The sequence below is a fragment of the Mycobacterium sp. GA-1199 genome, from assembly GCF_001500045.1.
Classification (GTDB): Bacteria; Actinomycetota; Actinomycetes; order Mycobacteriales; family Mycobacteriaceae; genus Mycobacterium.
In genome coordinates, this window is record NZ_LQIX01000012.1 from 147,834 (window position 1) to 173,436 (window position 25,603).

General features: G+C 67.5%; 25 protein-coding genes. 12 read left to right on the top strand and 13 right to left on the bottom strand.

What is annotated here, in order from left to right:
- Together AU198_RS09720 and bluB are read right to left on the bottom strand one after the other, a co-directional pair.
- Nucleotides 1-759, bottom strand: a complete 759-nt coding sequence (locus AU198_RS09720) for a LamB/YcsF family protein (protein ID WP_064347898.1) — start codon at nt 757-759, stop codon at nt 1-3.
- Nucleotides 756-1,427: a 5,6-dimethylbenzimidazole synthase gene (gene bluB / locus AU198_RS09725; RefSeq protein WP_064347899.1), complete on the bottom strand. Its 672-nt coding sequence runs from the start codon at nt 1,425-1,427 to the stop codon at nt 756-758. The genes AU198_RS09720 and bluB overlap by 4 nt, the downstream gene beginning before the upstream one ends.
- Before the next feature lie 66 nt (nt 1,428-1,493).
- Here bluB and AU198_RS09730 point away from each other — a divergent pair, with 66 nt between their 5' ends.
- From AU198_RS09730 to AU198_RS09745, 4 genes are read left to right on the top strand one after another with little or no spacing between them, the layout of a single operon-like run.
- Nucleotides 1,494-2,450, top strand: a complete 957-nt coding sequence (locus tag AU198_RS09730) for a metal ABC transporter solute-binding protein, Zn/Mn family (protein ID WP_064348192.1) — start codon at nt 1,494-1,496, stop codon at nt 2,448-2,450.
- Complete coding sequence (locus AU198_RS09735) at nt 2,437-3,240, top strand: metal ABC transporter ATP-binding protein (protein WP_064347900.1); 804 nt, start codon at nt 2,437-2,439, stop codon at nt 3,238-3,240. The genes AU198_RS09730 and AU198_RS09735 overlap by 14 nt, the downstream gene beginning before the upstream one ends.
- On the top strand, nt 3,240-4,106 hold the full coding sequence (locus AU198_RS09740) for a metal ABC transporter permease (protein ID WP_064347901.1): 867 nt from the start codon (nt 3,240-3,242) through the stop codon (nt 4,104-4,106). Before AU198_RS09735 ends, AU198_RS09740 begins: the two co-directional genes overlap by 1 nt.
- A gap of 32 nt (nt 4,107-4,138) precedes the next feature.
- Nucleotides 4,139-5,239, top strand: a complete 1,101-nt coding sequence (locus AU198_RS09745; RefSeq protein ID WP_064347902.1) for an Rv3575c family transcriptional regulator — start codon at nt 4,139-4,141, stop codon at nt 5,237-5,239.
- On the opposite strand, the gene AU198_RS09750 is transcribed toward AU198_RS09745, so the two are convergent.
- Genes AU198_RS09750 through kstR form a run of 3 tightly spaced genes read right to left on the bottom strand, consistent with a single transcriptional unit; the run spans nt 5,236 to nt 7,537 of the window.
- The gene (locus tag AU198_RS09750) at nt 5,236-6,174 is read right to left on the bottom strand and encodes a phosphotransferase (RefSeq protein WP_082690972.1); all 939 of its coding nucleotides are present in this window, start codon (nt 6,172-6,174) and stop codon (nt 5,236-5,238) included. The two genes, AU198_RS09745 and AU198_RS09750, sit on opposite strands and share 4 nt — an antisense overlap.
- A gap of 2 nt (nt 6,175-6,176) precedes the next feature.
- Entirely contained in the window at nt 6,177-6,929 is a 753-nt protein-coding gene (gene otsB, locus AU198_RS09755) for a trehalose-phosphatase (protein ID WP_064347904.1), read from the bottom strand.
- Between the two features lie 2 nt (nt 6,930-6,931).
- Nucleotides 6,932-7,537: a cholesterol catabolism transcriptional regulator KstR gene (gene kstR, locus AU198_RS09760; protein ID WP_197416085.1), complete on the bottom strand. Its 606-nt coding sequence runs from the start codon at nt 7,535-7,537 to the stop codon at nt 6,932-6,934.
- 297 nt (nt 7,538-7,834) lie between these two features.
- Between kstR and AU198_RS09765 the strand changes: the two genes are divergently transcribed.
- A complete protein-coding gene (locus AU198_RS09765; RefSeq protein ID WP_064347906.1) occupies nt 7,835-9,928 on the top strand; it encodes an acyl-CoA dehydrogenase family protein in 2,094 nt (697 codons plus the stop codon).
- A gap of 84 nt (nt 9,929-10,012) precedes the next feature.
- Here the strand turns inward: AU198_RS09765 and AU198_RS09770 are convergent, their stop codons facing one another.
- Both AU198_RS09770 and AU198_RS09775 read right to left on the bottom strand, forming a co-directional pair.
- Nucleotides 10,013-10,561 (bottom strand): hypothetical protein, encoded by a 549-nt coding sequence (locus AU198_RS09770; RefSeq protein ID WP_174523718.1) that lies wholly within the window; start codon nt 10,559-10,561, stop codon nt 10,013-10,015.
- 40 nt (nt 10,562-10,601) lie between these two features.
- Entirely contained in the window at nt 10,602-11,660 is a 1,059-nt protein-coding gene (locus AU198_RS09775) for a ferredoxin--NADP reductase (protein ID WP_064348194.1), read from the bottom strand.
- 236 nt (nt 11,661-11,896) lie between these two features.
- Here AU198_RS09775 and hsaA point away from each other — a divergent pair, with 236 nt between their 5' ends.
- Genes hsaA through hsaB form a run of 4 tightly spaced genes read left to right on the top strand, consistent with a single transcriptional unit; the run spans nt 11,897 to nt 15,487 of the window.
- The gene (hsaA, locus tag AU198_RS09780) at nt 11,897-13,081 is read left to right on the top strand and encodes a 3-hydroxy-9,10-secoandrosta-1,3,5(10)-triene-9,17-dione monooxygenase oxygenase subunit (RefSeq protein ID WP_064347907.1); all 1,185 of its coding nucleotides are present in this window, start codon (nt 11,897-11,899) and stop codon (nt 13,079-13,081) included.
- Nucleotides 13,082-13,093: 12 nt separating this feature from the next.
- Nucleotides 13,094-14,005, top strand: coding sequence for a 4,5:9,10-diseco-3-hydroxy-5,9,17-trioxoandrosta-1(10),2-diene-4-oate hydrolase (hsaD, locus tag AU198_RS09785; RefSeq protein ID WP_064347908.1), 912 nt, complete (start codon nt 13,094-13,096; stop codon nt 14,003-14,005).
- Nucleotides 14,002-14,901 (top strand): iron-dependent extradiol dioxygenase HsaC, encoded by a 900-nt coding sequence (gene hsaC / locus AU198_RS09790; protein WP_064347909.1) that lies wholly within the window; start codon nt 14,002-14,004, stop codon nt 14,899-14,901. The genes hsaD and hsaC overlap by 4 nt, the downstream gene beginning before the upstream one ends.
- 19 nt (nt 14,902-14,920) lie before the next feature.
- Complete coding sequence (gene hsaB / locus AU198_RS09795) at nt 14,921-15,487, top strand: 3-hydroxy-9,10-secoandrosta-1,3,5(10)-triene-9,17-dione monooxygenase reductase subunit (RefSeq protein ID WP_064347910.1); 567 nt, start codon at nt 14,921-14,923, stop codon at nt 15,485-15,487.
- Nucleotides 15,488-15,489: 2 nt separating this feature from the next.
- On the opposite strand, the gene AU198_RS09800 is transcribed toward hsaB, so the two are convergent.
- Together AU198_RS09800 and AU198_RS09805 are read right to left on the bottom strand one after the other, a co-directional pair.
- Entirely contained in the window at nt 15,490-16,257 is a 768-nt protein-coding gene (locus tag AU198_RS09800; protein ID WP_064347911.1) for an alpha/beta fold hydrolase, read from the bottom strand.
- A gap of 10 nt (nt 16,258-16,267) precedes the next feature.
- Nucleotides 16,268-17,224 carry a LysR family transcriptional regulator gene (locus AU198_RS09805; RefSeq protein WP_064347912.1) on the bottom strand — a complete coding sequence of 319 codons (957 nt, stop codon included), beginning with the start codon at nt 17,222-17,224 and terminating at the stop codon, nt 16,268-16,270.
- A 70-nt stretch (nt 17,225-17,294) separates the two neighbouring features.
- On the opposite strand from AU198_RS09805, the gene AU198_RS09810 reads away from it, so the two are divergent.
- The 3 genes from AU198_RS09810 to AU198_RS09820 are packed head-to-tail and all read left to right on the top strand — an operon-like array spanning nt 17,295 to nt 21,297.
- Complete coding sequence (locus tag AU198_RS09810; RefSeq protein ID WP_064347913.1) at nt 17,295-18,659, top strand: MFS transporter; 1,365 nt, start codon at nt 17,295-17,297, stop codon at nt 18,657-18,659.
- A complete protein-coding gene (locus AU198_RS09815; protein WP_064347914.1) occupies nt 18,656-19,402 on the top strand; it encodes a 3-hydroxybutyrate dehydrogenase in 747 nt (248 codons plus the stop codon). The genes AU198_RS09810 and AU198_RS09815 overlap by 4 nt, the downstream gene beginning before the upstream one ends.
- Complete coding sequence (locus AU198_RS09820) at nt 19,399-21,297, top strand: acetoacetate--CoA ligase (protein WP_064347915.1); 1,899 nt, start codon at nt 19,399-19,401, stop codon at nt 21,295-21,297. Before AU198_RS09815 ends, AU198_RS09820 begins: the two co-directional genes overlap by 4 nt.
- Here the strand turns inward: AU198_RS09820 and AU198_RS09825 are convergent.
- Genes AU198_RS09825 through AU198_RS09840 form a run of 4 tightly spaced genes read right to left on the bottom strand, consistent with a single transcriptional unit; the run spans nt 21,278 to nt 25,600 of the window.
- Entirely contained in the window at nt 21,278-22,558 is a 1,281-nt protein-coding gene (locus AU198_RS09825) for an HNH endonuclease (RefSeq protein WP_064347916.1), read from the bottom strand. The two genes, AU198_RS09820 and AU198_RS09825, sit on opposite strands and share 20 nt — an antisense overlap.
- Nucleotides 22,559-22,603: 45 nt before the next feature.
- Nucleotides 22,604-23,770 carry an MFS transporter gene (locus tag AU198_RS09830; protein ID WP_064347917.1) on the bottom strand — a complete coding sequence of 389 codons (1,167 nt, stop codon included), beginning with the start codon at nt 23,768-23,770 and terminating at the stop codon, nt 22,604-22,606.
- A gap of 13 nt (nt 23,771-23,783) precedes the next feature.
- A complete protein-coding gene (locus AU198_RS09835) occupies nt 23,784-24,938 on the bottom strand; it encodes a pyridoxal phosphate-dependent aminotransferase (RefSeq protein ID WP_064347918.1) in 1,155 nt (384 codons plus the stop codon).
- On the bottom strand, nt 24,935-25,600 hold the full coding sequence (locus tag AU198_RS09840; protein ID WP_231744623.1) for a PhnD/SsuA/transferrin family substrate-binding protein: 666 nt from the start codon (nt 25,598-25,600) through the stop codon (nt 24,935-24,937). The genes AU198_RS09835 and AU198_RS09840 overlap by 4 nt, the downstream gene beginning before the upstream one ends.
- Nucleotides 25,601-25,603: the final 3 nt, after the last annotated feature.

The following is a 25,603-nucleotide window of genomic DNA, read 5'->3' on the forward strand; positions in this document are numbered from 1 at the left end:
TCAGGTGAAGGGCGCGATCTCGACACCTTCTGCGAGTAGTCGCTCGCGGACGGCCGTGGCGATCTGCACGGCGCCCGGTGAATCACCGTGCACGCAGATCGAATCGACGGTGATCGGGATCGTCGAACCGTCGACCGCGTCCACTCGCCCGGCGGACACCATCGACGCGATCCGGTCGGCGATGACGTCCGTGTCGTGCAGGACGGCGCCACGTTGGCGACGGTCCACCAGTCGCCCGTCGGGGCGATAGGCTCTGTCGGCGAACGCCTCAGGGACGGTGCGCAATCCGAGCTGTTCGGCCTCGCGGAAGAACGCCGAACCGGTGAGCCCGAGCACCGGGAGGTCCGGATCGACGTCGTGTACGGCCTCGGCGACGGCTCGGGCCTGGTCGGTGTTCGTCACGATCGCGAAGTACAGCGCCCCGTGTGGTTTGACGTAGGTGACGGCGGTCCCGGCGGCGCGCGCGATCGCCTGCAGCGCGCCGATCTGATAGATCACGTCGGCCTTGAGATCCTCGGGCGTCGCGTCGATGAACCGGCGGCCGAATCCGGCCAGGTCGCGATAGCTCACCTGGGCGCCGACCCGCACGCCGCGCTCGGCCGCCGCCCGGCAGGCCCGCAAAAGCAGTGCGGGGTCACCGGCGTGGAAGCCGCAGGCGACGTTGGCGCTCGTGACGATGTCGAGCATGGCGTCGTCGTCACCGAGCCGCCAGACCCCGAAACCCTCGCCGAGGTCGGCGTTCATATCGACGGTTCTCATGGCGGTAATCCCGCGGATGTGGATGACGGCCAACGGTTTTCGGCGACGAATTCGGTCAGGGGCCGTCCGGTCGTCCATTCGTCGATTTCGAGCTGTGGACGGTCCGGGAACTCGGGGACCGGGCCAAGACACAGGATCGCCACGGGCTCAGAGCCGTGCGGCATGCCGAGCAGTTCGGCGAGCCTGTCCGGTTCGAAGATCGACACCCAGCCCATGCCGAGCCCCTCTGCGCGCGCAGCCAGCCACAGGTTCTGTATCGCACAGGAGACCGAGGCCAGGTCCATGTGCGGAAGGGTGCGCCGCCCGAACACATGCTCGTGTCTACCGTCGCCCAGCGCGACGACGAGCAACTCGGCGCAGTCCAGAATCCCTTCGACCTTGAGGGTCAGAAACTCCTCGCCGCGTGGCCCCAGCGTCTCGGCGGTCCGCACACGCTCCTCGTCGACGAGGTCGCGGATGGCTCGCCGTAGCCGGTCGTCGGTGATCCGGATGAACCGCCACGGCTGCATCAGGCCGACGCTCGGCGCGGCGTGCGCGGCCTGCAGCAGCCGCACCAACACGTCCTCGGGTACCGCCGCGTCGGGCAGGAACCGGCGCATATCGCGGCGTTCGGCGATCACGCGGTAAACCGCGCGGCGTTCTTCGATGTCGAACGCGTGCTGGTTCACGCGGTCAGCTTAGGCGTCCGGGAGCCCGCCGTGACGTCGGCCGCGCGGTGCAAGAGGCGCTCGCTATTGGAAACGGTTATCGTTATCGGTGTGTTGACTGCCCGGGTCGCCCGCACGATCCTCGCCAGCGCGGTGCTGGCCGCTCCGTTCGGGGTGGCGTGCGCCGGCGGTGACGAGCGAGCTCGGGATACAAGTACCGCTCCGTGTCCGGTCCGGCCGGTCGACGTGGTCGTCAGCGTCGACCAGTGGGCCGACATCGTCTCCCAGCTGGGCGGCGGCTGCGCCGAGGTCGCCACGGTGCTGGCCGGCTCGGCGGCCGACCCGCACGACTTCGAGCCCGCGCCGTCCGATGCGGCGAAGTTCGAAGGCGCTCAGCTCGTGGTCCTCAACGGTGGCCACTACGACGAATGGGCGGTCAAGCTCGCCGCGAGCACGGCCCCCGACGCGCCGCTCGTGGAGGCAGCGGCCGGTCACCAGGACCATCAAGGCGAGACCAACCCCCACGCCTGGTACGACCCCGCCGCGGTGACGGCCCTCGCCGACGCGGTCACCGCCCGCCTGCGTCAACTCGCACCGGAGGCGGCGGGGTACTTCGACGAACGTCGCGTCGCGTTCGCGGAGGATCTCAAGCCGTACCATGAGCTCATCGATTCCCTGAAGGCCAAAGCGTCCGGCAAGAGCTACGCCGCGACCGAGACGTCATTCGATGACATGGGCGCGGCGCTCGGCCTGACCAACCGCACCCCCCGCGGCTATCAGGTCGCATCGTCCAACGACTCCGAACCGTCCCCGGCCGACCTCGACGCCTTCCTGCAGCTGCTGTCCGACCGCGGCGTTGACGTCCTGATCTACAACGTCCAGACGGAAGGTTCTGTCCCGCAACAACTTCGGACGGTGGCCGAACAGTCGGGGGTTCCGGTGGTCGAGATCACCGAGACCTTGCCGCCGGACGCGGACTCCTTTCAGAGCTGGCAGGTCGACCAGTTGATCGCACTCGGCGAGGCGCTCGGTGTCGGAAGCTGATTCGGAACCTGATGCCCGATCCGACGTCGAGCAGCCGGCGCTGACCTTCGAGGACGTCAGCGCGGCGCGCGGCGGGCGGCTGATCTGGTCGGAGGCGACGTTCGAGGTCCCCGCAGGCGGCATCGTGGCCGTCATCGGGTCGAACGGGGCCGGAAAGACGACGCTGCTGCAGATCGTGCTCGGCCTGGTGCCGCCGGCATCCGGACACGTTCGCGTCTTCGGTCAACCGGCCGGTGCGCTCAACAAGTCGATCGGCTACGTCCCGCAGAACTACGCGTCGGGCTCCGGCGAGGCGATCCGTGCGCGCGACGCCGTGATGCTCGGCCTCGTCGGACACCGGTGGGGCTTCGGGTGGCCGAGCCGCGAGGACAACCGTCGCGTGGACGAGGTGCTCGCCGCCGTCGACGCGACCGCGGTGGCGCACAAACGGCTGTCGCAACTGTCCGGCGGCCAACGCCAGCGGGTCGCGCTGGCCGAGGCGCTGGTCTCCAAACCTCGCATGTTGATCCTCGACGAGCCGTTGGCCGCGCTCGATCTGCGCAGCCAGCGCGAGATCGTCGCCGTGCTCGACCAGATCAGCAAGGAGTTCGGCGTGACGATCCTGGTCGTCGCGCACGACCTGAACCCATTGCTGGGCGTGTTGACCAGTGCCATCTACCTGCTCGACGGGCATGCGCACTTCGACACCTTCGACGGTGTGGTCGACGAGACGCTGCTGAGCCACCTCTACGGCACCCGAGTGGAAGTCGTGCACACGCCGCAGGGTGATCTGTACATGCGGAGGCCGTGATGAACACGACCATCGTCGCGCTTGGCTACCAAGACAATTGGTGGCAGATCCTCACGTCGGCCTTCATGCGCAACGCCTTGATCGGCGGCACGATCGTCGCCCTGGCCGCCGGCCTGATCGGTTACTTCGTCGTCGTGCGCAACACGGCCTTCGCCGCGCACGCGCTCGCTCACATCGGGCTGCCGGGCGCCACAGGGGCGGTACTCGTCGGCGTTCCCGTCGGGGTAGGGCTCGGCGTGTTCTGCATCGGCGGCGCCCTGGTGATCGGAGCGCTGGGCCGCCGCGCGGCCGACCGCGAGGTGGCCACCGGAACCGTGCTGGCCATGGCGACCGGTCTCGGGCTGTTCTTCAACTCGCTGGCCACCAAGAGTTCGAGCACGCTGACCAACGTCCTGTTCGGCAACCTGCTGGCGATCTCCCGGCAGCAGATCACAACGTTCGCCGTGCTGGTGGCGGTGCTGGCGGTGTGCATCGCGATGATCTACCGGCCGCTGCTGTTCACCTCCGTCAACGCCCAGGTCGCCGACGCCAAGGGGGTGCCCGTGCGCGCTCTTTCGGTGGCGTTCATGGCGCTGCTCGGGCTGGCGGTGACGATGGCGGTGCAGGCGGTCGGCACACTGCTGCTGTTCGCGCTCGTGGTCAGCCCCGCCGCGGCGGCGATCATGCTGACACCACGACCGGGCAAAGCGATCGCCTTGGCCACGGGCTTCAGCCTCGCTGCGGTATGGGCGGGTCTGGGGCTGTCGGCGATGTTCAACGCGCCGCCCAGCTTCGTGATCGTTACGGTCGCGTGCAGCGTCTGGGCCGTGGTCTGGGCCGGGCAGCGCGGGCTGCGGCGAACCGCCGATCGGGTGCTGGTCACCTGAGCCCGAGGCGTGGTCGGCTACCCTCACGGAGCATGCCGAGGAGTCCCACGCCGCGACGGCGTGCCACGCTGGCTTCTCTGGCGGCCGAACTCAAGGTCTCGCGCACCACGATCTCCAACGCCTACAACCGGCCGGACCAGTTGTCGGCCGAACTCCGCGAGCAGGTGCTGGCCACCGCGAAGCGGCTGGGATACCCGGGCCCCGACCCGGTGGCGCGCTCGCTGCGCACCCGCAAGGCCGGTGCGGTGGGTTTGATGATCACCGAACCGCTCAACTACTCGTTCAGCGACCCGGCCGCCCTCGACTTCGTGGCCGGCCTGGCCGAATCGTGTGAGGAGGCCGGACAGGGACTGCTGCTCGTGGCGATCGGGCCCAACCGCAGCGTCAGCGACGGTACCGCGGCGATCCTCGCTGCCGGCGTGGACGGTTTCGCGGTGTATTCGGCCTCCGACGACGACCCGTATCTCGCGACCGTCCAGCAGCGGCACCTGCCGGTGGTGGTGATCGATCAGCCCAAGGACGTACCTGGTGCCTCGCATGTGTGCATCGACGACCGCGGTGCGATGCGCCGACTGGCCGAACACGTTGTGCAGCTGGGCCATCGGGAGATCGGCCTGTTGACCATGCGGCTGGGCCGGGATCGGCCGCAGGGCGGGGCCGGCCCCACGGTGGCCGATCCACAACGGCTGCAGACTCCGCACTTTCACGTGCAGCGCGAGCGCATCGCGGGCGTTCGTGACGCGATGAGCGCGGCCGGGCTCGACCCGGAATCGCTGACCGTGGTGGAGAGCTACGAGCACCTGCCGACCTCGGGCGGGGCGGCCGCGGAGGTCGCGCTGGCCGCCAATCCCCGGCTGACCGCGTTGATGTGCACCGCCGACGTACTGGCCCTGTCGGCGATGGATTATCTACGGGCGCGGGGTATTTACGTTCCCGGCCAGATGACGGTCACCGGATTCGACGGGGTTCCCGAGGCGCTGCGGCGCGGCCTGGCCACCGTCGCGCAGCCGAGCATCGAGAAGGGCCGCCGGGCGGGGCGGCTGCTGCACCACCCGCCACGGTCGGGTCTGCCCGTCGTGGAGGTGCTCGACACCGAAGTCGTCCGCGGCCGCACGGCGGGCCCGCCCGCTTAGATCTGGGTGATCAGTGGGCACGCCCGCCACTGCTCCACCATCGGTGCGACGCTGTCGGCGAGCATCGGCAGCTCAGGAGCCATCGCCAGCGCCGCGATCATCGCGAGCCGGCCGGCGGCCTCGGTGATCCGTAGGACACGTTCATCGGTCGGCCGCAGGCCCATGGAGACGGCCGCCGTGTCATAGGCGGCGACGGCGTCGGGGCCCACCATCGCCAGATCGGATTCGATCGCACCCACCGTCACGAGCTCGAAGTCCGACCACAGCTCGCCGTCCGGTGTGGTGATCATGTTGTGGTACGGCGCATCACCGTGAATGGGCTGCACGTCGACGCCGGGGAACGCGGACTCGAATGCCGTGCGCGACGTCAGAACCGGGGCGATGACATCCCATTCACGTTGCGCCCGTCCGAGATCCGGTGCCGAGACGAGCCCGGGCAGGTTCCGTAACGTCGCCAGCCCCTCGGGTATGTAGGTGCCGAACGGTGCCCAGAAATCGAGATCTCCGTCGTAGTCGCGCAGTGCGGCGTGTAGCTGCGCGGTCTGCTCCATGCGCCGCGCCAGGTCCGGGTTTGCATCGGGGATCTGTTCGACGAATTGCCAGAACGTCATCGAGAACCCGTCGCGGCGAACCGGTTCGGCAGGCACCAGCGGGCTCGGCGCGACCACCGGATGCCCGCGTTCGGCGAGCCATCGGGTGACGGCGAGTTCCGCGCGCTGTTGTCTGGTCTGCACATCCGGGTTGTTGGTGTACGACGGCGGCAGCACGGTGGGCACCCGGACGACGACCGGTTCGGGGTGAAGATGCACGATCACGGAGAACACGTCGTAGAGGACGCGGGGATCGTCGCAGCGCAGGCCGAGGTCGGCAGCCGCGGCGGTGGCCGCGGCGACTGCGGAAGCGGTCCGCTCGGCGATCTCGGCGTCGGTCAGCACCGTCATCGCGACCGCGAGCGCCGCGCGTCGAGCAGGTGAATCAACGCCGCGGCAACGTCTTCGGGCGCCTCGACCCGATAGGCCGCCAGTGTCTCGCCCGGCCCGACCTTCACCCCGACATCGTCGCCGCGAAGGCGGCGGAACGCCTTCTCATCGGTGACGTCATCGCCGAAGAACACCACCGCGGTCGCGTTCTCCTGCTCTCGGAGGATGTCGATCGCCTCGCCCTTGTCGGTCTGGATCACCGCGAACTCCAGCACCGCTTTGCCTTCGGTCAGCTGCGCATCCCAATCCGTCGCCGCCTCGCGGGCCGCGGAGAGGGCGGCCGCGCCATCGCTCGCCGAGGCGTTGCGCACGTGCAGGGCGACACTGGCAGGTTTGGTCTCGACGGTGACACCAGGCTTGCCGGAGGCGATCTCGCGCAGTGCCGACGTGATGCGTTGCAGGAGAACGTCGTCGACCTCGTGGGCGAAGCCCGTGTTGAACTCGGCGCCGTGGCTGCCGACCAGATGTACCGCGGCCGGCATCCCCGACAACTCGCGCAACACGTCGAGCGCGCGTCCGGAGATCAGCGCGGAAGCCGTGTCGGGAAGGTCGGCCAGCGCGACCAAGGCCTCTGCGGCGTCGGCGAGTGGCCGGGCATCGGCCGGATCACTGACGATCGGCGCGAGCGTGCCGTCGAAGTCGGAGGTGATCAGCAACCGCGGCGCCGCGGCGGCCGCGGTGAGCGCGCGCTGCAGATCCGCGGGAAGCACGCCTAGATCTTAGGGTGCTCTCCGTCGCCGATCAGCAGCCGCACCGCGAGGTCCAGTCGCTTGCTGACGTCGGTTGCCGAGGCCCGTCGGGTCAGCCAGGCGAGCAGGTTGGACAACCAGACATCGGAGATGACGCGCGCGATGTGGTACTGGTCCTCGGTCGGCTCACCGTCGCTCATCGCGCGGGCGAACATCGAGTCCATCAGCTTGCCGACGTGGTCGACCTCACCGGCCGCCGACGCGTCGGCGAACACGAACGCCCGCGTCATCGCCTCGGTCAACAGCGGATTGCGCTGCATCGCGCGGTTGAGCTTGCCCACCATGATGTTGAGCCGCTGGTACGGCGTGCCACCGGCAAGCGCAGCGCGGTCGGTCTTGGCGTCTATCCGCTCGAACTCGCGCCCCAGCGCCGAGACCAGCAGGTGCACTTTGGACGGGAAGTACCGGTACAGGGTGCCGACCGCGACGTCGGCCCGTTCGGCCACAGCTCGCATCTGGACAGCTTCGTAGCCGCCCTTGGAGGCGATGGCCAGTGTGGCGTCCAGGATGCGCTTGCGGCGCTCGCGCTGGGCTTCCGAGCCGAGCTCTGACTCGGACAGGACGGCCACGTTCATCACCTGACGCGGTCGAGAATCCGACTGCGAGCCCGGGTTGGCGGCTGCTGGCTGAGACGGGCCGGACATGCGGCGGGTTTCTCCTTCGCTCTGCGTTCTCGCTGAAAACGATACGCATGCCGATGCATTTTCTCTCACCCCGATGTCCCCGATGGCACCGACGTGTCCTGCTGTAATGGCGGTCGACTTGACGGTCGGTCGCTGGCACTATTAGAACACGTTCTAGTGAGGAGCACCGTCTTCTCACCCAATAGCTAGGAGTGCACGGTGTCGCTCGCATCCCCGGGGACCATGGCCGACGACCAGGCTGCCGCCAGGGAGCTGGTGCGTGACTGGGCAAGCGCTTCCGGCGTCGTCGCGGCGGCGCGAGACGTCGAGCAGGGGCAGGCGGACGCCTGGCGCCGAGCCTATTCGGGCTTGGCCGAACTCGGGATCTTCGGGGTGGCGCTGCCGGAGGAGCTCGGCGGTGCCGACGGCACGGTCGACGATCTGTGCGCGATGGTCGACGAGGCGGCGGCCGCGCTGGTGCCGGGTCCCGTTGCGACGACCGCACTGGCCACGCTCGTGCTCGAGGCGCCACAAGTGCTGCAGGCGCTGGCTTCGGGCGAGCGGGTCGCCGGGGCGGCGTTGACGGCAGACGTGCGGTTCGCCGACGGCCGGGCCTCGGGCACCGCGGACTACGTGCTCGGGGCCGATCCCACCGGGGTGCTGCTGGTGCCGGCCGGAGACGTGTTCGTCATGGTGGACGCCGGTGCAGACGGCGTCTCCGTCGAACCGCACAAGGCCACCGACTTCTCCCGGCCGCTGGTGCGCGTCGTACTCGAATCTGCGCCCGCAGAGGCGGTCGGCGCTCCCGCACAGCGAGTGATCGACATCGCCGCCGCCGTCATGGCGGCCGAGGCCGCGGGTCTGGCGCGCTGGGCGTTGCAGACCGCGACCGAGTACGCGAAGGTGCGCGAGCAGTTCGGCAAGCCCATCGGCAGCTTCCAGGCCATCAAGCACATGTGCGCCGAGATGCTGCTGCGGTCCGAGCAGGCCTCGGTGGCCGCGATGGACGCGGCAAGGGCGGTCGCGGAGGGCGACGACAACCAGCTCTCGATCGCCGCGGCGGTGGCGGCCGCCGTCGGGATCGAGGCCGCCAAGGCCAACGCCAAGGACTGCATCCAGGTGCTGGGCGGCATCGGGATCACCTGGGAGCACGACGCGCATCTGTATCTGCGGCGCGCCTACGGCATTTCGCACTTCCTAGGCGGAGCGCCGCGCTGGTTGCGCCGAGTTGCGGCGTTGACGCAACAGGGTGTGCGCCGTGACCTGCGCATCGATCTCGAGTCGGTTGCCGACCTGCGACCCGAGATCGCCTCTGCCGTCGCGGAAGTCGCAGCGTTGCCCGTCGAGAAGCAGCAGGCCGCGCTCGCCGATGCGGGCTTGCAGGCACCGCACTGGCCCAAGCCGTACGGCCGCGGTGCCGGCCCCGCCGAGCAGTTGTTGATCGACCAGGAGCTGGCGGCCGCCGGAGTCACCCGGCCGGACCTGGTGATCGGATGGTGGGCTGCGCCAACGATTCTCGAGCACGGCACCCCCGAACAGATCGAGAAGTTCGTACCCGCGACGCTGCGGGGCGAACTGCTGTGGTGTCAGCTGTTCTCCGAGCCAGGCGCCGGATCGGATCTGGCGGCGCTGCGCACCAAGGCGGTTCGTGTCGACGGCGGTTTCAAGTTGACCGGTCAGAAGGTGTGGACCTCGGCGGCGCACAAGGCCGCGTGGGGTGTCTGCCTTGCGCGCACCGATCCGGATGCGCCGAAGCACAAGGGGATCACGTACTTCCTCGTCGACATGAAATCACCGGGCATCGACATCCGCCCGCTGCGCGAGATCACCGGGGACAACCTGTTCAACGAGGTGTTCTTCGACGAGGTGTTCGTGCCCGACGAGATGGTGGTCGGCCAGGTCAACGACGGATGGCGGCTGGCGCGCACCACGCTGGCGAACGAGCGGGTCGCGATGGCTCACGGCACCGCGCTGGGCAACCCGATGGAGGAGTTGCTCAAACAGGTCGCCACGCTGGACTTCGACGTGGCCGGCCAGGACCGGTTGGGTTCGTTGATCGTGGCGGCTCAGGTCGGCTCACTGCTGGACCAGAAGATCGCCGAACTCGCTGTTGGAGGCCAGGATCCCGGCCCGCAGGCCAGCGCGCGCAAGCTGATCGGCGTGCGCTACCGGCAGGCGCTCGCCGAACTGCGGATGGAATTGTCCGAGGGCGGCGGCGTGGTCGAGAACTCGACGGTGTTCGACTTCCTCAACACCCGGTGCCTGACCATCGCGGGCGGGACCGAGCAGATCCTGCTCACCCTCGCGGGCGAACGGCTTCTCGGCCTTCCCCGTTAGCTGAACGCGGCCGGGTCGCCTAATCGGTTGATCGCACGCAGCTGGTGCTTGTAATCAACCGGATAAGCGCGCCGGGCTGCCCCGTTAGCTGAACGCGGCCTGTGCGCACGCGTCCGGCGAGGTGATGTTGACCCCGCCGTAGACCACCTGGATGTGCGAGCACACGATCAGCGGAACGTCGGTGCGGGGCGCACCGGTGCGCTGATCGACCGGCCAGGCGATCCCGTGGAACTGGAACTTCTCGGGCGGACCGCCCCCGAAGTAGATGGTCGTGAACTCCACGTCGGTCAGCGATTTGAACGACCGGGTGTTGGGCGCATCGAAGTTGAAGTTGATGTACACGCTGCGATCCATGGTGCGCAGCGTCGTGGTCTGGCGGGCCCACAGGTCGCCGGGGAAGCCGAGAACGTCTGGGCCGCGGCGCAGGTTGGCGTTGGCGTCGAACAAGCACTTGGCCTCGGCCGCGATGCAGTTCGCGGTCACGTGCATCTCGAGGTTGGTGCCGGGGTCGACCGGAACCGACGAGTCCGCGGTGTCGACGGCCGCGGCCGCCGTCGGGGTGGGTGCCATGACCGTCAGCGCCAGAAGGATCACCGAGATCGCCGCAGCGACGCCGGTCAGCCGGTTCGTCACGTTGCTCCCCTTCCACGTGCGGCGAATGCTAGCCCGCGCGCTATTCGTCATAGGTGACTTCGACCGAATCCGAGCGGGGCAGGGCTTGGCAGCCCAGGATCAGCCCCTCGTCGAGGTCGGACTGTTCGAGCACGTCGTTGACGTCCATCTCGACGTCGCCGCTCTTCTTCAGCACCGCGCACGCGCCGCAATGGCCCTCGCGGCAGGAGAACGGCGCGTCGAGCCCCTTGTCCAGCAGCACGTCGAGCAGTTTGGCGTTGCGGGGCCACCGCACCTCGTGGGTTTCGCCGTCGAGCGTGACGATCGCGGTGGCCGGACCCTCGTCGCTGTCGTCCTCCTCGATGACCACCGCCGCGAACGGATCGGAGTCCAGCGACTTGAACACCTCGATGTGCACCCGCTCGGCGGGCATGCCCGCGCCCTTGACCGCCTCCTCGGCCGCGGCCATGAACGGCCCCGGACCACAGATGTAGGCGTCGTGACTCGTGTAGGGAGCGGTCAGCGCGGCGAGCGCCGCCGCGCTCGGCAGACCCTGCACCGTTTCCAGCCAGTGCACGACGACAAGACGCTCGGGATACTTCTCGCTGAGCTCACGTAGCGCCGAGCCGAAGATGACGGACGTCTCGTCCCGGTTGGCGTAGATCAGCACGACCTTGCCGCTGCCCTCGGCCAGCGCCGACTTGCAGATCGACATCATCGGCGTGATCCCGGAGCCGGCGGCAAGCAGCAGGAAGTCGGTGTCCAGCGTCTTGGGCACGAAGGTGCCCGAAGGCGCGAGGACGTGGATCTTCATGCCGACGTGCGCGTGATCGCACAGCCAGTTCGAGGCGTACCCGTCGGCGGTGCGTTTGACGGTGACGGTCAGCCGGTCGTCGGTGAAGGGCGAACTGCACAGGGAGTAGCAGCGCGCCACCGAACCCGTCCGGTCGCTGGGCACGCGCAGTGTCAGGAACTGTCCTGGCGCATAGCGCAACCGTTCGGCGGGGATATCGGCGCCGGAGGGCACGCTGAACACCAGCGAGCGCGCGTCGTCGGTCTCGGTGACGACATCGGCAAGTTCCAGCTCGAGCACGTGGCTGCCGAGCGGCTCGTCGGTCACTTTCGCGTCCACCTCTCACGTCCGCCAGCCCTGCGACCCAGGGCGATAACTAGAACAGGTTACAGAAATGCATGTGTGCAGGTCCAGGTCCTACAGGTATGCCCTACTCGACACGAATCGTAACGTGTTCTAATCTGACGGCTAAGCGGTTCGCGCTTCGCGTGAGTGCTCATCGCAGTTGTGGGCTCTTCGCGCGAGCGCTCATCGCAGTCCGTCCTATCCCGGGAGGCACATCAGTGACGTCCATTGAACAGCGTGACGTGCAGTCGGTCCTAGCCGGGATCGACGACCTACTGCCGCTGATCGCCAAACGCGCACAGGCCACCGAAGACCTGCGCCGCCTCCCCGACGACACGGTCAACGAACTCAACGAGGTCGGCTTCTTCAAGCTGCTTCAGCCCGAGCAGTGGGGCGGCATGCAGTGCGATCCGACGCTCTTCTACGAGGCGGTGCGCCGCCTTGCCAGCGTCTGCGGCTCGACCGGTTGGGTCAGCTCGATCATCGGCGTGCACAACTGGCACCTCGCGCTGTTCGACCAGAAGGCGCAGGAGGAGGTGTGGGGCGACGATCCCGCCGTGCGGATCTCCTCGTCGTATGCGCCGATGGGGGCGGGCACCGTCGTCGACGGCGGCTACATCGTCAACGGTTCGTGGAACTGGTCGTCCGGTTGTGACCACGCCACCTGGACGTTCGTCGGCGGCCCGGTGATCAAGGACGGCAAGCCGGTGGACTTCGGCAGCTTCTTGATCCCGCGCTCCGAATACGAGATCGACGACGTGTGGCATGTGGTCGGTCTTAAGGGAACCGGGAGCAACACGCTCAAGGTCAAGGACGTGTTCGTGCCACGGCACCGCTTCCTGTCCTACAAGGCGATGAACGACCGCACCGCGGGCGGGCTGGAGACCAACACCGCACCGGTCTACAAGATGCCGTGGGGCACAGTGCATCCCACCACCATCTCCGCGCCCATCGTCGGTATGGCGTACGGCGCGTACGACGCGCACGTCGAACATCAGGGCAAGCGGGTGCGCGCGGCGTTTGCGGGGGAGAAGGCCAAGGACGATCCGTTCGCCAAGATCCGGATCGCCGAGGCCGCCAGCGATATCGACGCGGCCTGGCGTCAGCTGATGGGCAATGTCGGCGACGAGTACGCCTTGCTGAAAGCGGGCGAGGAGATTCCGTTCGAGCTGCGCGCCCGCGCCCGCCGTGACCAGGTGCGCGCGACCGGCCGTGCGATCGCCTCGATCGACCGCCTCTTCGAGGCTTCCGGTGCCACCGCGTTGAGCAACGACGCACCGGTGCAACGGTTCTGGCGGGACGCCCACGCCGGGCGTGTACACGCCGCCAACGATCCCGAACGCGCCTACCTGATCTTCGGCAACAACGAGTTCGGGCTGCCGCCGCAGGACACGATGGTTTAACGGGAAGGCCAGATGACCTCATACATCCAGGAAACCGAGCAGCAGGTCGAGGTCACCTTCGAATCGACGTCTCGGTACGCGCAGGTTCGCGCTGGTGAACGAGACATGCGGCTGCACTACCACGAAGCCGGCGTCGGCCACTCTGAGACGGTTGTGTTGCTGCACGGCGGCGGACCCGGCGCATCGAGCTGGTCGAACTTCTCCAAGAACATCGCGGTGCTCGCCAGGCACTTTCACGTCATCGCCGTGGACCAGCCCGGTTACGGCCACTCCGACAAGCACACCGAGCACGAGCAGTACAACCGCTACAGCGCGAACGCGGTGCTCGGGTTGTTCGACCACCTGGGCATCGAACGCGCTGCGCTGGTGGGCAATTCGCTCGGCGGGGGGACCGCGGTGCGGTTCGCACTCGACAATCCCAAGCGGGCAGGCCGGCTGGTGCTGATGGGGCCCGGCGGGCTGTCGGTCAATCTCTTCGCGCCCGACCCCACCGAGGGCGTCAAACTGCTCGGCAAGTTCACCGCCGAGCCCACGCGCGAGAACATGGAGAAGTTCCTGCGCATCATGGTTCACGACCAGAAGCTGATCACCGGTGAGCTGATCGACGAACGGTTCGAGATCGCCAGCCAGCCCGAGTCACTGGCCGCGGCCAAGGCGATGGGAATGTCGTTCGCGGGCGCGGACTTCGAGCTCGGCATGATGTGGCGCGAGGTGTACAAGCTGCGCCAACCGGTCCTGCTGATCTGGGGCCGCGAAGATCGCGTCAACCCGCTCGACGGCGCGCTGGTGGCGCTCAAGCAGATTCCGCGCGTGCAGCTGCACGTCTTCGGGCAGTGCGGACATTGGGCTCAGCTGGAGAAGTTCGACGAATTCAACAAACTCACCATCGATTTCTTGAAACCTTCTCGGGAGGGCATGCGATGACCATCAAATCGCTTGGCTACCTTCGAATCGAGGCGACGGACGTCGCGGCGTGGCGCGAGTACGGCCTGAAGGTGCTCGGCATGGTCGAGGGCTCCGGCCAGACCGACGGCGCGCTCTATCTGCGGATGGACGAGTTCCCGGCCCGATTGGTGATCGTGTCGGGAGAGCACGACCGTCTCCTGCAGTCCGGCTGGGAGACCGCCAATGCCGAGCAGTTGCAGGACATCCGGAACCGGCTCGACATCCAAGGTGTGCCGTACAAGGAGGCTTCGGCCGCCGAGCTGACCGAACGCCGGGTCGACGAGATGATCCGCTTCGACGACCCGTCCGGTAACACGCTCGAGGTCTTCCACGGCGTCGCGCTCGAGCACCGCCGCGTCGTCAGCCCGTACGGCCACAAGTTCGTCACCGAGCAGCAGGGCCTGGGCCACGTGGTGCTGACCACCCGTGACGACGCCGAAACGCTGCACTTCTATCGGGACGTCCTCGGTTTCCACCTGCGTGACTCGATGCGGTTGCCGCCCCAGCTGGTCGGACGGCCCGCCGACGGCGCGCCCGCCTGGCTGCGCTTCCTCGGCGTCAACCCGCGCCACCACAGCCTGGCGTTCATGCCGGGTGAGACGCCGAGCGGCATCGTGCACCTGATGGTCGAGGTGGAAAGCGCCGACGACGTGGGGCTCTGCCTGGACCGCGCGTTGCGCCGCAAGGTTCCGATGTCGGCGACGCTGGGCCGCCACGTCAACGACAAGATGCTGTCGTTCTACATGAAGACGCCGGGTGGTTTCGACGTCGAATTCGGTTGTGAGGGCTTGCAAGTCGAGAACGAAGACTGGGTCGCGCGGGAAAGCACCGCGGTCAGCCTGTGGGGCCACGACTTCAGCGTCGGCTTCAAGTGACGGTGAAGATCACTCGATAATGGCGGCCGAACCGATCGATCCGCGCACATTCCGCAGCGTGCTCGGGCAGTTCTGCACTGGCATCACGGTGATCACCACGATCCACGACGGCGTGCCGATCGGATTCGCGTGCCAGTCGTTCGCCGCGCTGAGCCTGGATCCACCGCTGGTGCTGTTCTGCCCGACGAAGATGTCGCGGTCGTGGCAGGCCATCGAGGCCAGCGGTCATTTCTGCGTGAACGTGCTGCACGAGAACCAGAAGGACGTCTCGGCGCGGTTCGGCTCCAAGGAGCCCGACAAGTTCGCCGAAATCGAGTGGTATCAGTCAAAACTCGGCTCACCGGTCATCGAGGGCACGCTCGCTCACATCGACTGCTCGGTGCATTCGGTGCACGACGGGGGCGACCACTTCGTCGTGTTCGGCGCGGTGCATTCGCTCTCGGACGTCCCGCACCGCAAGCCGCGGCCCCTGCTGTTCTACCGCGGGCAGTACACCGGTATCGAGCCGGAGAAGAACACGCCCGCGCAATGGCGCGACGACCTCGAGGCCTTCCTCACCGCCACCACCGACGACACCTGGCTCTAGCGCTACAACAACTCGTCGATGAAGCCGACGATCGCGGCCGTAACCTCCCGGTGCACGGTCTCATTGAGAACGTCGTGACGAGCGCCCTCGAATTCGGCCAGGCGCAACGAATCGATCTGCTCGGAGTAGGCCCGCACCGCCCCGACCGCAGCGATCGGATCATTCGAACCGTGCACGGCCAGCGTCGGCACCGCGAGCTTCGGCAGGACGGCGCCGAACCGGTCCCAGGCCCGGTCGAGTTCCCGTGTCAGCGCCACACCGTCGGCATCGACGAATGCCAGCGGGTCGGTCGCCAGCAGGTCGAGGTAGAACGGGTCGTCGGACAGCCAACTGGGCTCGAGGCGCAGTGCGGTGTCGTTGTCGAGCATCGCCGGGATCGGCACCAGCGGAGCGCCCGAGACGACCCCGCCGGCATAACGGTCGGGCTGGTCGAGCAGCCGGAACAGCGTGACGATCGAGCCGAAGGAGTGCCCTTGTGCGATCAACGGTATTCCGGGCGTGGCACTTTCGGCGAGCGAGATCAGGGCGTCGGCAAGCGAGGAGCTGTCCTCGGTTGATCCGAAGTCTCCGCGGGTGCCCGGGCTCAAACCGTGGCCGAACTGGTCGACCGCCCACAGGTCGAAGCCCGCGGCGTTGAGCGCAAAGCCGTAGCGGTGGTAGAGCCCGGTGTGCTCGCCGAAGCCGTGCAGGAAGATCACCGCCGCGCGCGGCTGCGCCGATGCCCAGTGGCGGTAGTAGGGCCGGCCTTTCGGGTGGTCGATGAACGGCATACCGACGACGTTAACCCTTGCCCAGCAACACGTCGTGCTGGTCGTGCATCCGGTCGCGGATCGCGTCCACAACGGCCGCCACCTCGGGCCGGCGCAGTGTTTCACCACGGGTGACGAGCCAGTACGTCAGCCGCACCGACGCCTCGCCGCGCAGGACGCGCACCAGATCGGCGTGGCGGTCGGCCATGAAGCAGGGCAGCAGCCCGAGTCCCGCGGCGGCGCGGGTCGCCTCTACGTGGACGAAAACGTTCGTCGACGTGACGGACTCCCGCATCGCGGGTGCGAAACTCGTCGCCGCATCGAGGTCGTCGACCTGCAACATCGAGTCGATGAAATAGACAAGCGGATGACGGTTCAGGTCGGCGATGGTGGTCGGCGTACCGTGCTCGGCCAGGTAGTCACGGGAGCCGTAGAGGCCGAGGCAGTAATCACCGAGCCTGATCGCCCTGGCCCGATGCACTCGCGGTTCGCCGACGACGACCTCGACGTCCAGCCCGGACCTCTGCTGGGTCGCGCGGCGGGTGGCGGCGACGATCTCGACGGCCACATTCGGATGCTGCCGTTGCACACGGGCGGCGGCGGGGGCGGCGATATAAGCGGAGAAGCCGTCGGTGGCCGAGATCCGGACGACGCCCTCGAGCGCACGTTCGCCGGCGGGGTCGACGGCCAGCGAGCGCACGGCCGAGTCGATGACCTCCGCTGCGGCCAGCGCTTCGCGTCCGAGTTCGGTGAGTTCCCATCCGCCCGCGCCGCGGGCCAGCACGCGTCCCCCCACCGACTCCTCGAGTGCTGCGATACGCCTGGAGATCGTGGTGTGGTTGAGGCCCAGCTCCTCCGCGGCCGCGTTGTACCGGCCCGACCGGCCGACCGCCAGCAGCACCAGGAGGTCATCGGCGCTCGGTCGTCGCCGACCCGACGGCTGGGTCATATGTGCATTTTTGCAGATACTCCCTGCATCTTTCGCCATTGCCCGGTGACGTATCTGCGGGAATACTCACAAGCGACTTGTCCGCCATCACAACCCGAAGGAGTCTGCGATGGGTGTCACCAATGCCGACAGCGCCGCCGCGCCGGTTCCCACCGGACTCAAACGCGTCGTGGTCGCCTCGATGGCGGGCACCGTCGTCGAGTGGTACGAATTCTTCCTCTACGCCACCGCCGCCACTCTCGTCTTCAACAAGGTGTTCTTCGCAGAAGGCACCAGTGAGGCCAGCGGCCTGATCGCCGCACTCCTGACCTATGCCGTCGGATTCGTGGCACGGCCCCTGGGCGGCATCGTCTTTGGTCACTTCGGCGACAAGTACGGGCGCAAGAAGCTGTTGCAGTTCGCGATCCTGCTGGTCGGCGCCGTCACCTTCCTCATGGGGTGCCTGCCGACCTATGCGCAGATCGGCGTGTGGGCGCCGATCCTGTTGGTGGTCCTGCGGTTCATGCAGGGCTTCGCGGTCGGAGGCGAATGGGGTGGAGCGGTCCTGCTCGTCGCCGAGCACAGCCCCAACGACGGGCGCGGCTTCTGGGCCAGCTGGCCGCAAGCGGCGGTGCCGGTGGGCAATATGCTCGCCACCGTCGTCTTGCTGGTGTTGACCGCCGCGCTGCCGGAGACGGCGTTCCTGTCCTGGGGATGGCGGGTCGCGTTCTGGCTGTCGGCGGTGGTGGTGCTGATCGGCTACTACATCCGGACCAAGGTCACCGATGCTCCGATCTTCGTGGCCGCACAAGAAGAGGTCGAGCGCGTCAAGGCCGTTTCGTACGGCGTGGTCGAGGTGCTGAAGCGTTATCCCCGTGGCGTTTTCACCGCGATGGGCCTGCGGTTCGCCGAGAACATCATGTACTACCTGGTGGTCACCTTCTCGATCGTCTACCTCAAGACGCATGTCGGCGCGGACACCAGCGACATCCTGTGGTGGTTGCTGGTCGCGCACGCGGTGCACTTCGTGGTGATCCCACAAGTGGGGCGGTTGTCCGATCGGTTCGGCAGACGGCCGGTGTACATCGTCGGGGCGGTCCTCGGAGGCACGTGGGGCTTCTTTGCCTTTCCGATGATGAACAGCGGCTCCTACGCGCTGATCATGGCAGCCATCATTCTCGGGCTCGTCATCCACGCGCTGATGTACTCACCGCAACCGGCGATCATGGCCGAGATGTTCCCGACCCGCATGCGGTATTCCGGTGTCTCCCTCGGGTATCAGGTGACATCGATCATCGCCGGATCGCTCGCGCCGGCCATCGCCACCTGGCTGCTCGACAAGTTCGGCTCGGCGGTGCCGATCGCTCTCTACCTCGCGGGCGCTTCGCTGATCACCCTGGTGGCTGCGTTGTTCAACCGTGAGACCAAGGGCCTCGATCTCGCGACACTGGACGCAGCCGATCGTGAGCAACTCGCCAAAGCGGGTGTCGTATGAGCGATCTCGATGGTCGCACCGCTTTGGTCACCGGCGGCGCAAGTGGGATCGGCGCGGCGTGTGCGCGTGCCTTGGCCGAGTGTGGGGCTACGGTCACCGTCGCGGACCTCGACGAGGGCGGCGCCAACAAGGTCGCCGACGAGATCAACGGAAAGGCCTGGGCGGTAGACCTTTCCGATGCGTCAGCGCTCGAGGAGCTTCGGCTGCAGACCGATATCCTGGTCAACAACGCCGGGGTACAGCATGTCAGCCCAATCCACGAGTTTCCGCCCGAGCGCTTCCGCTTCATCCTCGCGTTGATGCTCGAAGCGCCATTCCTATTGATCCGTGCGGCGTTGCCGCACATGTACGACCGCAAGTTCGGGCGCGTCATCAACATCTCATCGGTGCACGGTCTGCGCGCATCGGAGTACAAGAGCGGCTACGTCACCGCCAAGCACGGTTTGGAAGGGTTGTCGAAGGTGACGGCCCTGGAAGGCGGGCCGCACGGTGTCACGAGCAACTGCGTCGACCCCGGCTACGTGCGGACCCCGCTGGTGACCAAGCAGATCGCCGATCAGGCCCGCACCCACGGCATTGACGAGGATAAGGTGGTCGCCGACATTCTGTTGAAGGAGAGCGCAATCAAGCGACTTGTCGAACCCGAAGAAGTTGCCTCCCTGGTGACCTGGCTCGCCTCGCCGGACGCGGTGATGGTGACCGGAGCGTCGTACACGATGGACGGCGGGTGGAGTGCCCGATGACCGCCACCCCACAATGGACACCCACCGAAGCCGATGTCGCCGGAGCGCGGGTCACCGACTTCGCACAGTTCCTGCAGCGCCGCACCGGCCGAAACCACGCCGACTACGAGTCGCTGTGGCAGTGGTCGACCGACGAGCCGGATGCGTTCTGGGCCGCGTTGTGGGACTACTTCGACCTCGGTGACCGCCCGGAAAAAGTGCTCGCATCCACTGAAATGCCTGGGGCGCAGTGGTTTCCGGGCGTACAGCTCAACTATGTCGACCAGGTGATTCGCAACGCCCGGTCGGACCGGCCCGCCATCGTGTACCTGCGCGAGGGCGGGGATCCGGTCGACGTGCCGTGGACCGAGTTGTTGGGACGCACGGCGGCATTCGCACAGACGCTGCGCGACCTCGGCGTAAGCGTCGACGACCGGGTCGTCGGCTATCTGCCCAACATTCCCGAGGCCGTGATCGCATTCCTCGCGACCGCCAGCATCGGTGCGATTTGGAGCGCCTGCGGCCAGGACTATTCGGCTAAGGCCGCGCTCGACCGTCTGGGGCAGCTCGAACCGACGGTGTTGGTGACCACCGACGGCTATACCTACGGCGGGAAGTTCCACGACAAGTGCGCCGACATCGCCGCGCTGCAAGAGGGATTACCGACGCTGCGTGCGACGGTGATGGCACCCGACCTCGCGGGCAGCAGCAGCAAGGAGTTGACCACGACACCGGTCGACTTCGCCCACCCGCTGTGGATCCTGTTCTCCTCGGGCACCACGGGGCTGCCCAAGGGCATCATGCATGGGCACGGCGGTGTGCTGGTCGAACACCTCAAGGCCGTGAGCCTGCAGTCGGACATCGGAGCTGACGACACCTTCTTCTGGTACACCAGCCCCAGCTGGATGATGTGGAACTTCCAGGTGGCCGGCCTGCTGGTCGGGGCGACGATCGTCTGCTACGACGGCAGTCCCAACGCACCGCGTCCGGATGCGCTCTGGGAGATCGCGGCGCGGGTCAAGGCGACCGTGCTGGGGACCAGCCCGGGTTATGTGCTGGGCTGCGCGAAGGCCGGCGCGGTGCCGCGCAAGGAGCACGACCTGTCGGCGTTGCGCACGGTCGGCATCACCGGCTCGTCGCTTCCTCCGTCGTCGTCGCTGTGGTTGCGCGACAACGTCGGTGAACATGTCCAGGTGTCGTCGATCAGCGGCGGCACCGACGTAGTGTCCGCTTTCATCGGCGGGGTCCGCACGGTCCCGGTGTGGCCGGGTGAGTTGTCGGCGCCCTACCTCGGATGCGCGCTGGACTCGTGGGACGAGTCCGGCAACCCGGTGCGCAACGAGGTCGGCGAGCTGGTGGTGACCCAGCCCTTGCCGTCGATGCCGGTCGGGTTCTGGAACGATCCCGACGGGTCGCGTTACCGCGCAGCGTATTTCGAGATGTTCCCCGGTGTGTGGCGACACGGCGACTGGATCACCATCACCGACCACGGCAGCATCATCGTGCACGGCCGCTCGGACTCGACCTTGAATCGGCACGGTATCCGAATGGGCAGCGCCGACATCTATCAGGCGGTCGAACGGCTGCCCGAGGTGGCCGAAGCCTTGATCATCGGCGTCGACGAACCTGACGGCGGATACTGGATGCCTCTCTTCGTGGTCCTCGCCGAGGGTGCCGAACTGACCGACGAGGTTCGCGAGCGCATCAAAAACACCGTCCGCGAGGAAGTCTCGCCGCGACATGTGCCCGACGAGATCATCGCCGCGCCGGGTGTGCCGCACACCCGCACAGGCAAGAAGCTCGAGGTGCCGATCAAGAAGCTGTTCCAGGGAGCCGACGCCGCGAAGGTGGTCGAGCGCAGCGCCGTCGACGACCCGGACCTGCTCGACTGGTACGTCACGCAGCGTCGAACGTGACCAGGTCGACGCTGAGCCGGCCTTCAATCATGCTGACGGATCGCACGGGTGGACCGGGCAGCGGCGGCGCGGTCGATCGATATGTTGCACCGGTGGGCGTCGTGAATTCGGCGCTGTGTACGCCGTCGCGATCACTGGTCACCACCGACCAGCCGGACGCTTCCTTGGCGTAGTTGCAGGCCTCGCATTCGCCTAGCCCGTTCAACGCACTCGTTTGCCCGGCTCGGTGCCGCGGCACCGCATGGTCGCGGTGGCGTATCGGTGCGTTGCAGTAAGGAGTGCGGCACGTCTGGTCTCGAATTCCGATGAATGCCGCCAAACCCTTTGGAAAGGTGCGGGCTTGGGATTCCATGGCGACGAGCTGACCGCTGACCGGATGGCGGTACAGACGCCGCAGCATCGCCTTGACGGCGGCGTCGGTGGCCGCATCAACGGTCAGTGCTCTCGCGATCGAACTCGGTAGCGGACCGTATCCGTCGAGCCACGCGGGTGAATCGTCGTCACCCCACAGTGTGGTGTCGGCCATCACAAGGTTCAGCGTGACCGGCACGGGCTGCTCGACCGGACACCCCGTGACCCGTTCCACCAAGGTATCGGCCATCACTTGCCCGCGAGACCTGTCATCGAACGTGGTGTCGGCGGCGCGTTTCAACGCCGCGTAGACACTGACACCCTGCGCGACGGGCAGCAGGGCGGTAACCCACGTCATCGTGTCGGGGGCCGGACGGATGGTGACGCATCGGTCGGCAGCGGCTTTGGCGCTGCGATCCACGACCGCTTCGACGTCGAGCGCACAGGCAATCTTCTTGGCTTCCGCGGCGATCCGCTTGTCACCCCACCCCTCAAGACGCGCGGTGTCGCCGCACATCTCCGCATCCAGTCGGCGACGATGCTCGACACTCAAGCAAGCTGACTCGCGCACGATCAGGGTGGCGCGCCATTCCGAGAGCACTCCGGACTCCAAAGCCGCCAAGGTGTAGGGCATCTCGTCAACCAGAGCCGTCGCAAAGCCCAGGTGACGGCCGCCCTGCACCGGCGCATCGCGTCGTGCGAGTGCGACCTCTGTCGCCAAGCCGCGGCCCCGGCGGTTCGCGGGCACACCAGCGGCCTCTTCGGCGGCGCGGCGTTTCTCTTTCCACAGCACGGTCGCGCGGGCTTGTGCCGCGGCGGCGCAGGACTTCAACCGCTCGAATCGCTCGACTGCGTCTCGTAAGTCCGCCTCGGAAGCGCCCGGGTCCACATCGAACTGATATTCGAACATGCCCGAGACGCTACACACTGGCACCGACAAGTGACTGCGGCCTGGTCAGCGCGGCGCCGTGCGTCCCCGACGCCGCTCAGAACCGGCCGCGGCCGCGCCTGCCGCGGTCACGATAACGGCCAGCCCAACGAATCCGAGTGGTACGGAGGAAGCCGCCGCGATCGACGCGACGATGAGGGGACCCGCGGCGTCACCGCTCTCCCGCCCGATCTCCGCGGCGCCCATCGTCTGGCCGAGCCGCTCCGCGGGCGTCGTCTGCGCCAGCATCGTGAAGGCCAGTGGTGTGATGACGCCGCAGCCCACACCGATCACAACGGCGGCACACAGCAGCCCGGTGAGGCCGGGCGATATCGCGCTGGCCGCACCGGCAGTGGTGAGCACGAATCCGCACGCGATGCCGGCCCCCAGGGTGATCCTTCCGGCGTCGAACAAGCGCCCGGCCACGGGCTGTGCAACGGCGGTGGCCAGCGCGAGCACAGAGACGACGGCGCCGGTCACGACCGGGCTCAGGCCGGCCTGCGTACCGAGAACCGGAAGGAAACCGACACCAGCCGACAGGGCCGCGGTGGCTGCGGCCAGCGCGAGTGTCGGAGTGACGAAGGAGCTTTCGGTGAATCTGCGCAGGGTATCGAGCAGTGCCTGACGTCGCCGCGGCTGCGGAGTGACGGCGGGTACCGCGGCGGCGGCCCACAGTGCGACGCCGGCCCCGAGGACGGTCAGCACCGCGAAAAGCAGTTGCAAACCGCCGAGTGTCACGAGCAGCCCGCCCAGTAGCGGCCCGAGCGTGTAGCCGACGGACTTGTAGGACCCGTACGTGCCGAAGGCGCGGCCATGGGAGCCCGCCGGAGTCAGCAGCGCGACGAGGGCGGAGGCGGCAGGGGAGAAGGCGGCCGCGCCGATGCCTTGGCCGAATCGCGCCACCCACAGCCACGCCGGATCGTCGGCCACCACGTACGTCGCCGACGCTGCGGCGAAGATGAGCAACCCGGCGATGAGCACGGTGCGCGCGCCGATGCGGTCGGCCAGTGTCCCGAAAACCGGCTTCAGCACCACCTCCGCCCCGTCGTAGATCGCGAGCAGCGCACCGAGGGTCAGCAGTGAGGCGGCGGTGCCGGTGGTGGTCGTGCCGAGCATGCCGGCCACAGCATGTGCCCCGAAGGCCGTGGTGAAGCCGGCGGCCAACAGCGGTGCGCGCGCAGCGGCACCGCTCATACCGCGCGCAACCTCAAGCCAACCATGCGCCGATGCGTCGCACGGCCTCGTCAATGTCCGACGAGGGACCCGCGAACGACAGCCGGACGAAGGATCCGCCGCGGGTCGGGTCGAAGTCGATACCCGGTGCGATCGCAACTCCGGTGTCGGCGAGCAACTTCGAACAGAACGACAGCGAATCCGAGGTCAGATGCGAGACGTCGGCGTAGACATAGAACGCCCCATCGGTCGGTGCCAGGCGGTCGATGCCGAGGCTCCGGAGCCCGTCGAGCAGCATCCCGCGGTTGGCGGCGTAGTGGTGCAGCAGCGCGTCGGACTCCGAGATGGACTCCCGGGTGAACGCCGCGACGGCGGCGTACTGCGGCAGAGTCGGCGGGCAGATGGTGAAGTTTCCGGTGAGACGGTCGACCGCCCGCTGCAGTTCCTTCGGCACCAACAGCCAGCCGAGCCGCCAGCCGGTCATCGCGAAGTACTTCGAGAAGCTGTTCACCACAATCGAATCCCGCGATGTCGCCCAGGCGCAGCTGACGGCGGGAGCGCCCTCGTAGACCAGACCGTGGTACACCTCGTCGCTGATCAGGCGCACCCCGCGCGATGCGCACCAGGAAGCGATCGCGGAGAGCTCGTCCGGCGGGATCACCGTGCCGGTCGGGTTGGCGGGACTGGCGACGATGACGCCGTGTACGGGCGGATCGAGTTCCTCGAGCATCTGCACCGTCGGCTGAAAGCGGGTTGCGGCGCCGCAGGGTATCTCCACGACCTCACAACCCAGCGCGGAGAGGATGTTTCGGTAACAGGGGTAGCCCGGGCTGGCGATCGCCACCCGGTCGCCGACGTCGAAGCTGGCAAGGAACGCCAGCAGGAAGCCACCCGACGAGCCCGTGGTGATGACCACGTCATCCGGATCCACCTGCAGCCCATGGCGATCCAGGTAGGAATGCGCGATGGCCGCGCGCAGTTCCGGGATCCCGAGCGCGACGGTATAGCCCAGGACGGTGGTCTCCAGCGCCTCCTTGGCTGCAGCCCGCACGGCTGCAGGAGCGCCCGCGCTGGGTTGGCCCGCGGACAGGTTGACGAGGTCGCCGTGGGTGCGCTGCCGTTCGGCGGCGGCCAGCCATACGTCCATGACGTAGAACGGGGGGATCCCCGCGCGCATCGCGACGCTCATCGGGAGCACTCCGTCAGCTGGTCGAGATCATGGAAGAACCCGTGCACGTCGGCGTAGTAGAACGGTTTGAGGGCGCCGTACACGCCCTTCCAATCAGGAATCCAGGTGATCAGAGCGTCGAGAAGCGTTGCACAGGAGGCTTTGTCGAGAGATTCGCTGACGAGGATGACCGGCGGCCTGACCCGGCCGGCGACAACGGCATCGACCTGTCCCTGCCACGGGGGAACCGCAACGAATTCCATCGGCGGCTGCCTGGTGAACAGGATGGCGGGAGCGAAGTAGCTCGATGTGCACGAAGCGTTGATGTAACCGCATTGCGCGCCGGCCAGGTCGTCCAGTCCGGTAGCCGGGTCGTCGCGTCGGACCACGAGCACGCTGGTCTGGCGGGGCTCGCCGGTGAACTTCGACGTTGCGATCGCCAGGCCGCGGTAATGGTGATCACCGCTTCGTAGCAAGCGGTGCAAGCTGGGTGCCGGGACATACGCGATGTCCGGCTGATGTTGCGCAAGCGCCCGGTCGATCCCCGCGAGGTCGGTGCTCTCGGTCGCGGTGATCCCGGCTGTCGCGAGAAGTGTCGTCCACGGCTGGTCGCAGGCGGGCAAGCCGAGGTTCTGATCCACGACGAAGCTCAACATTGCCGCGAGCCTACGTCGCAAGCTCACCGG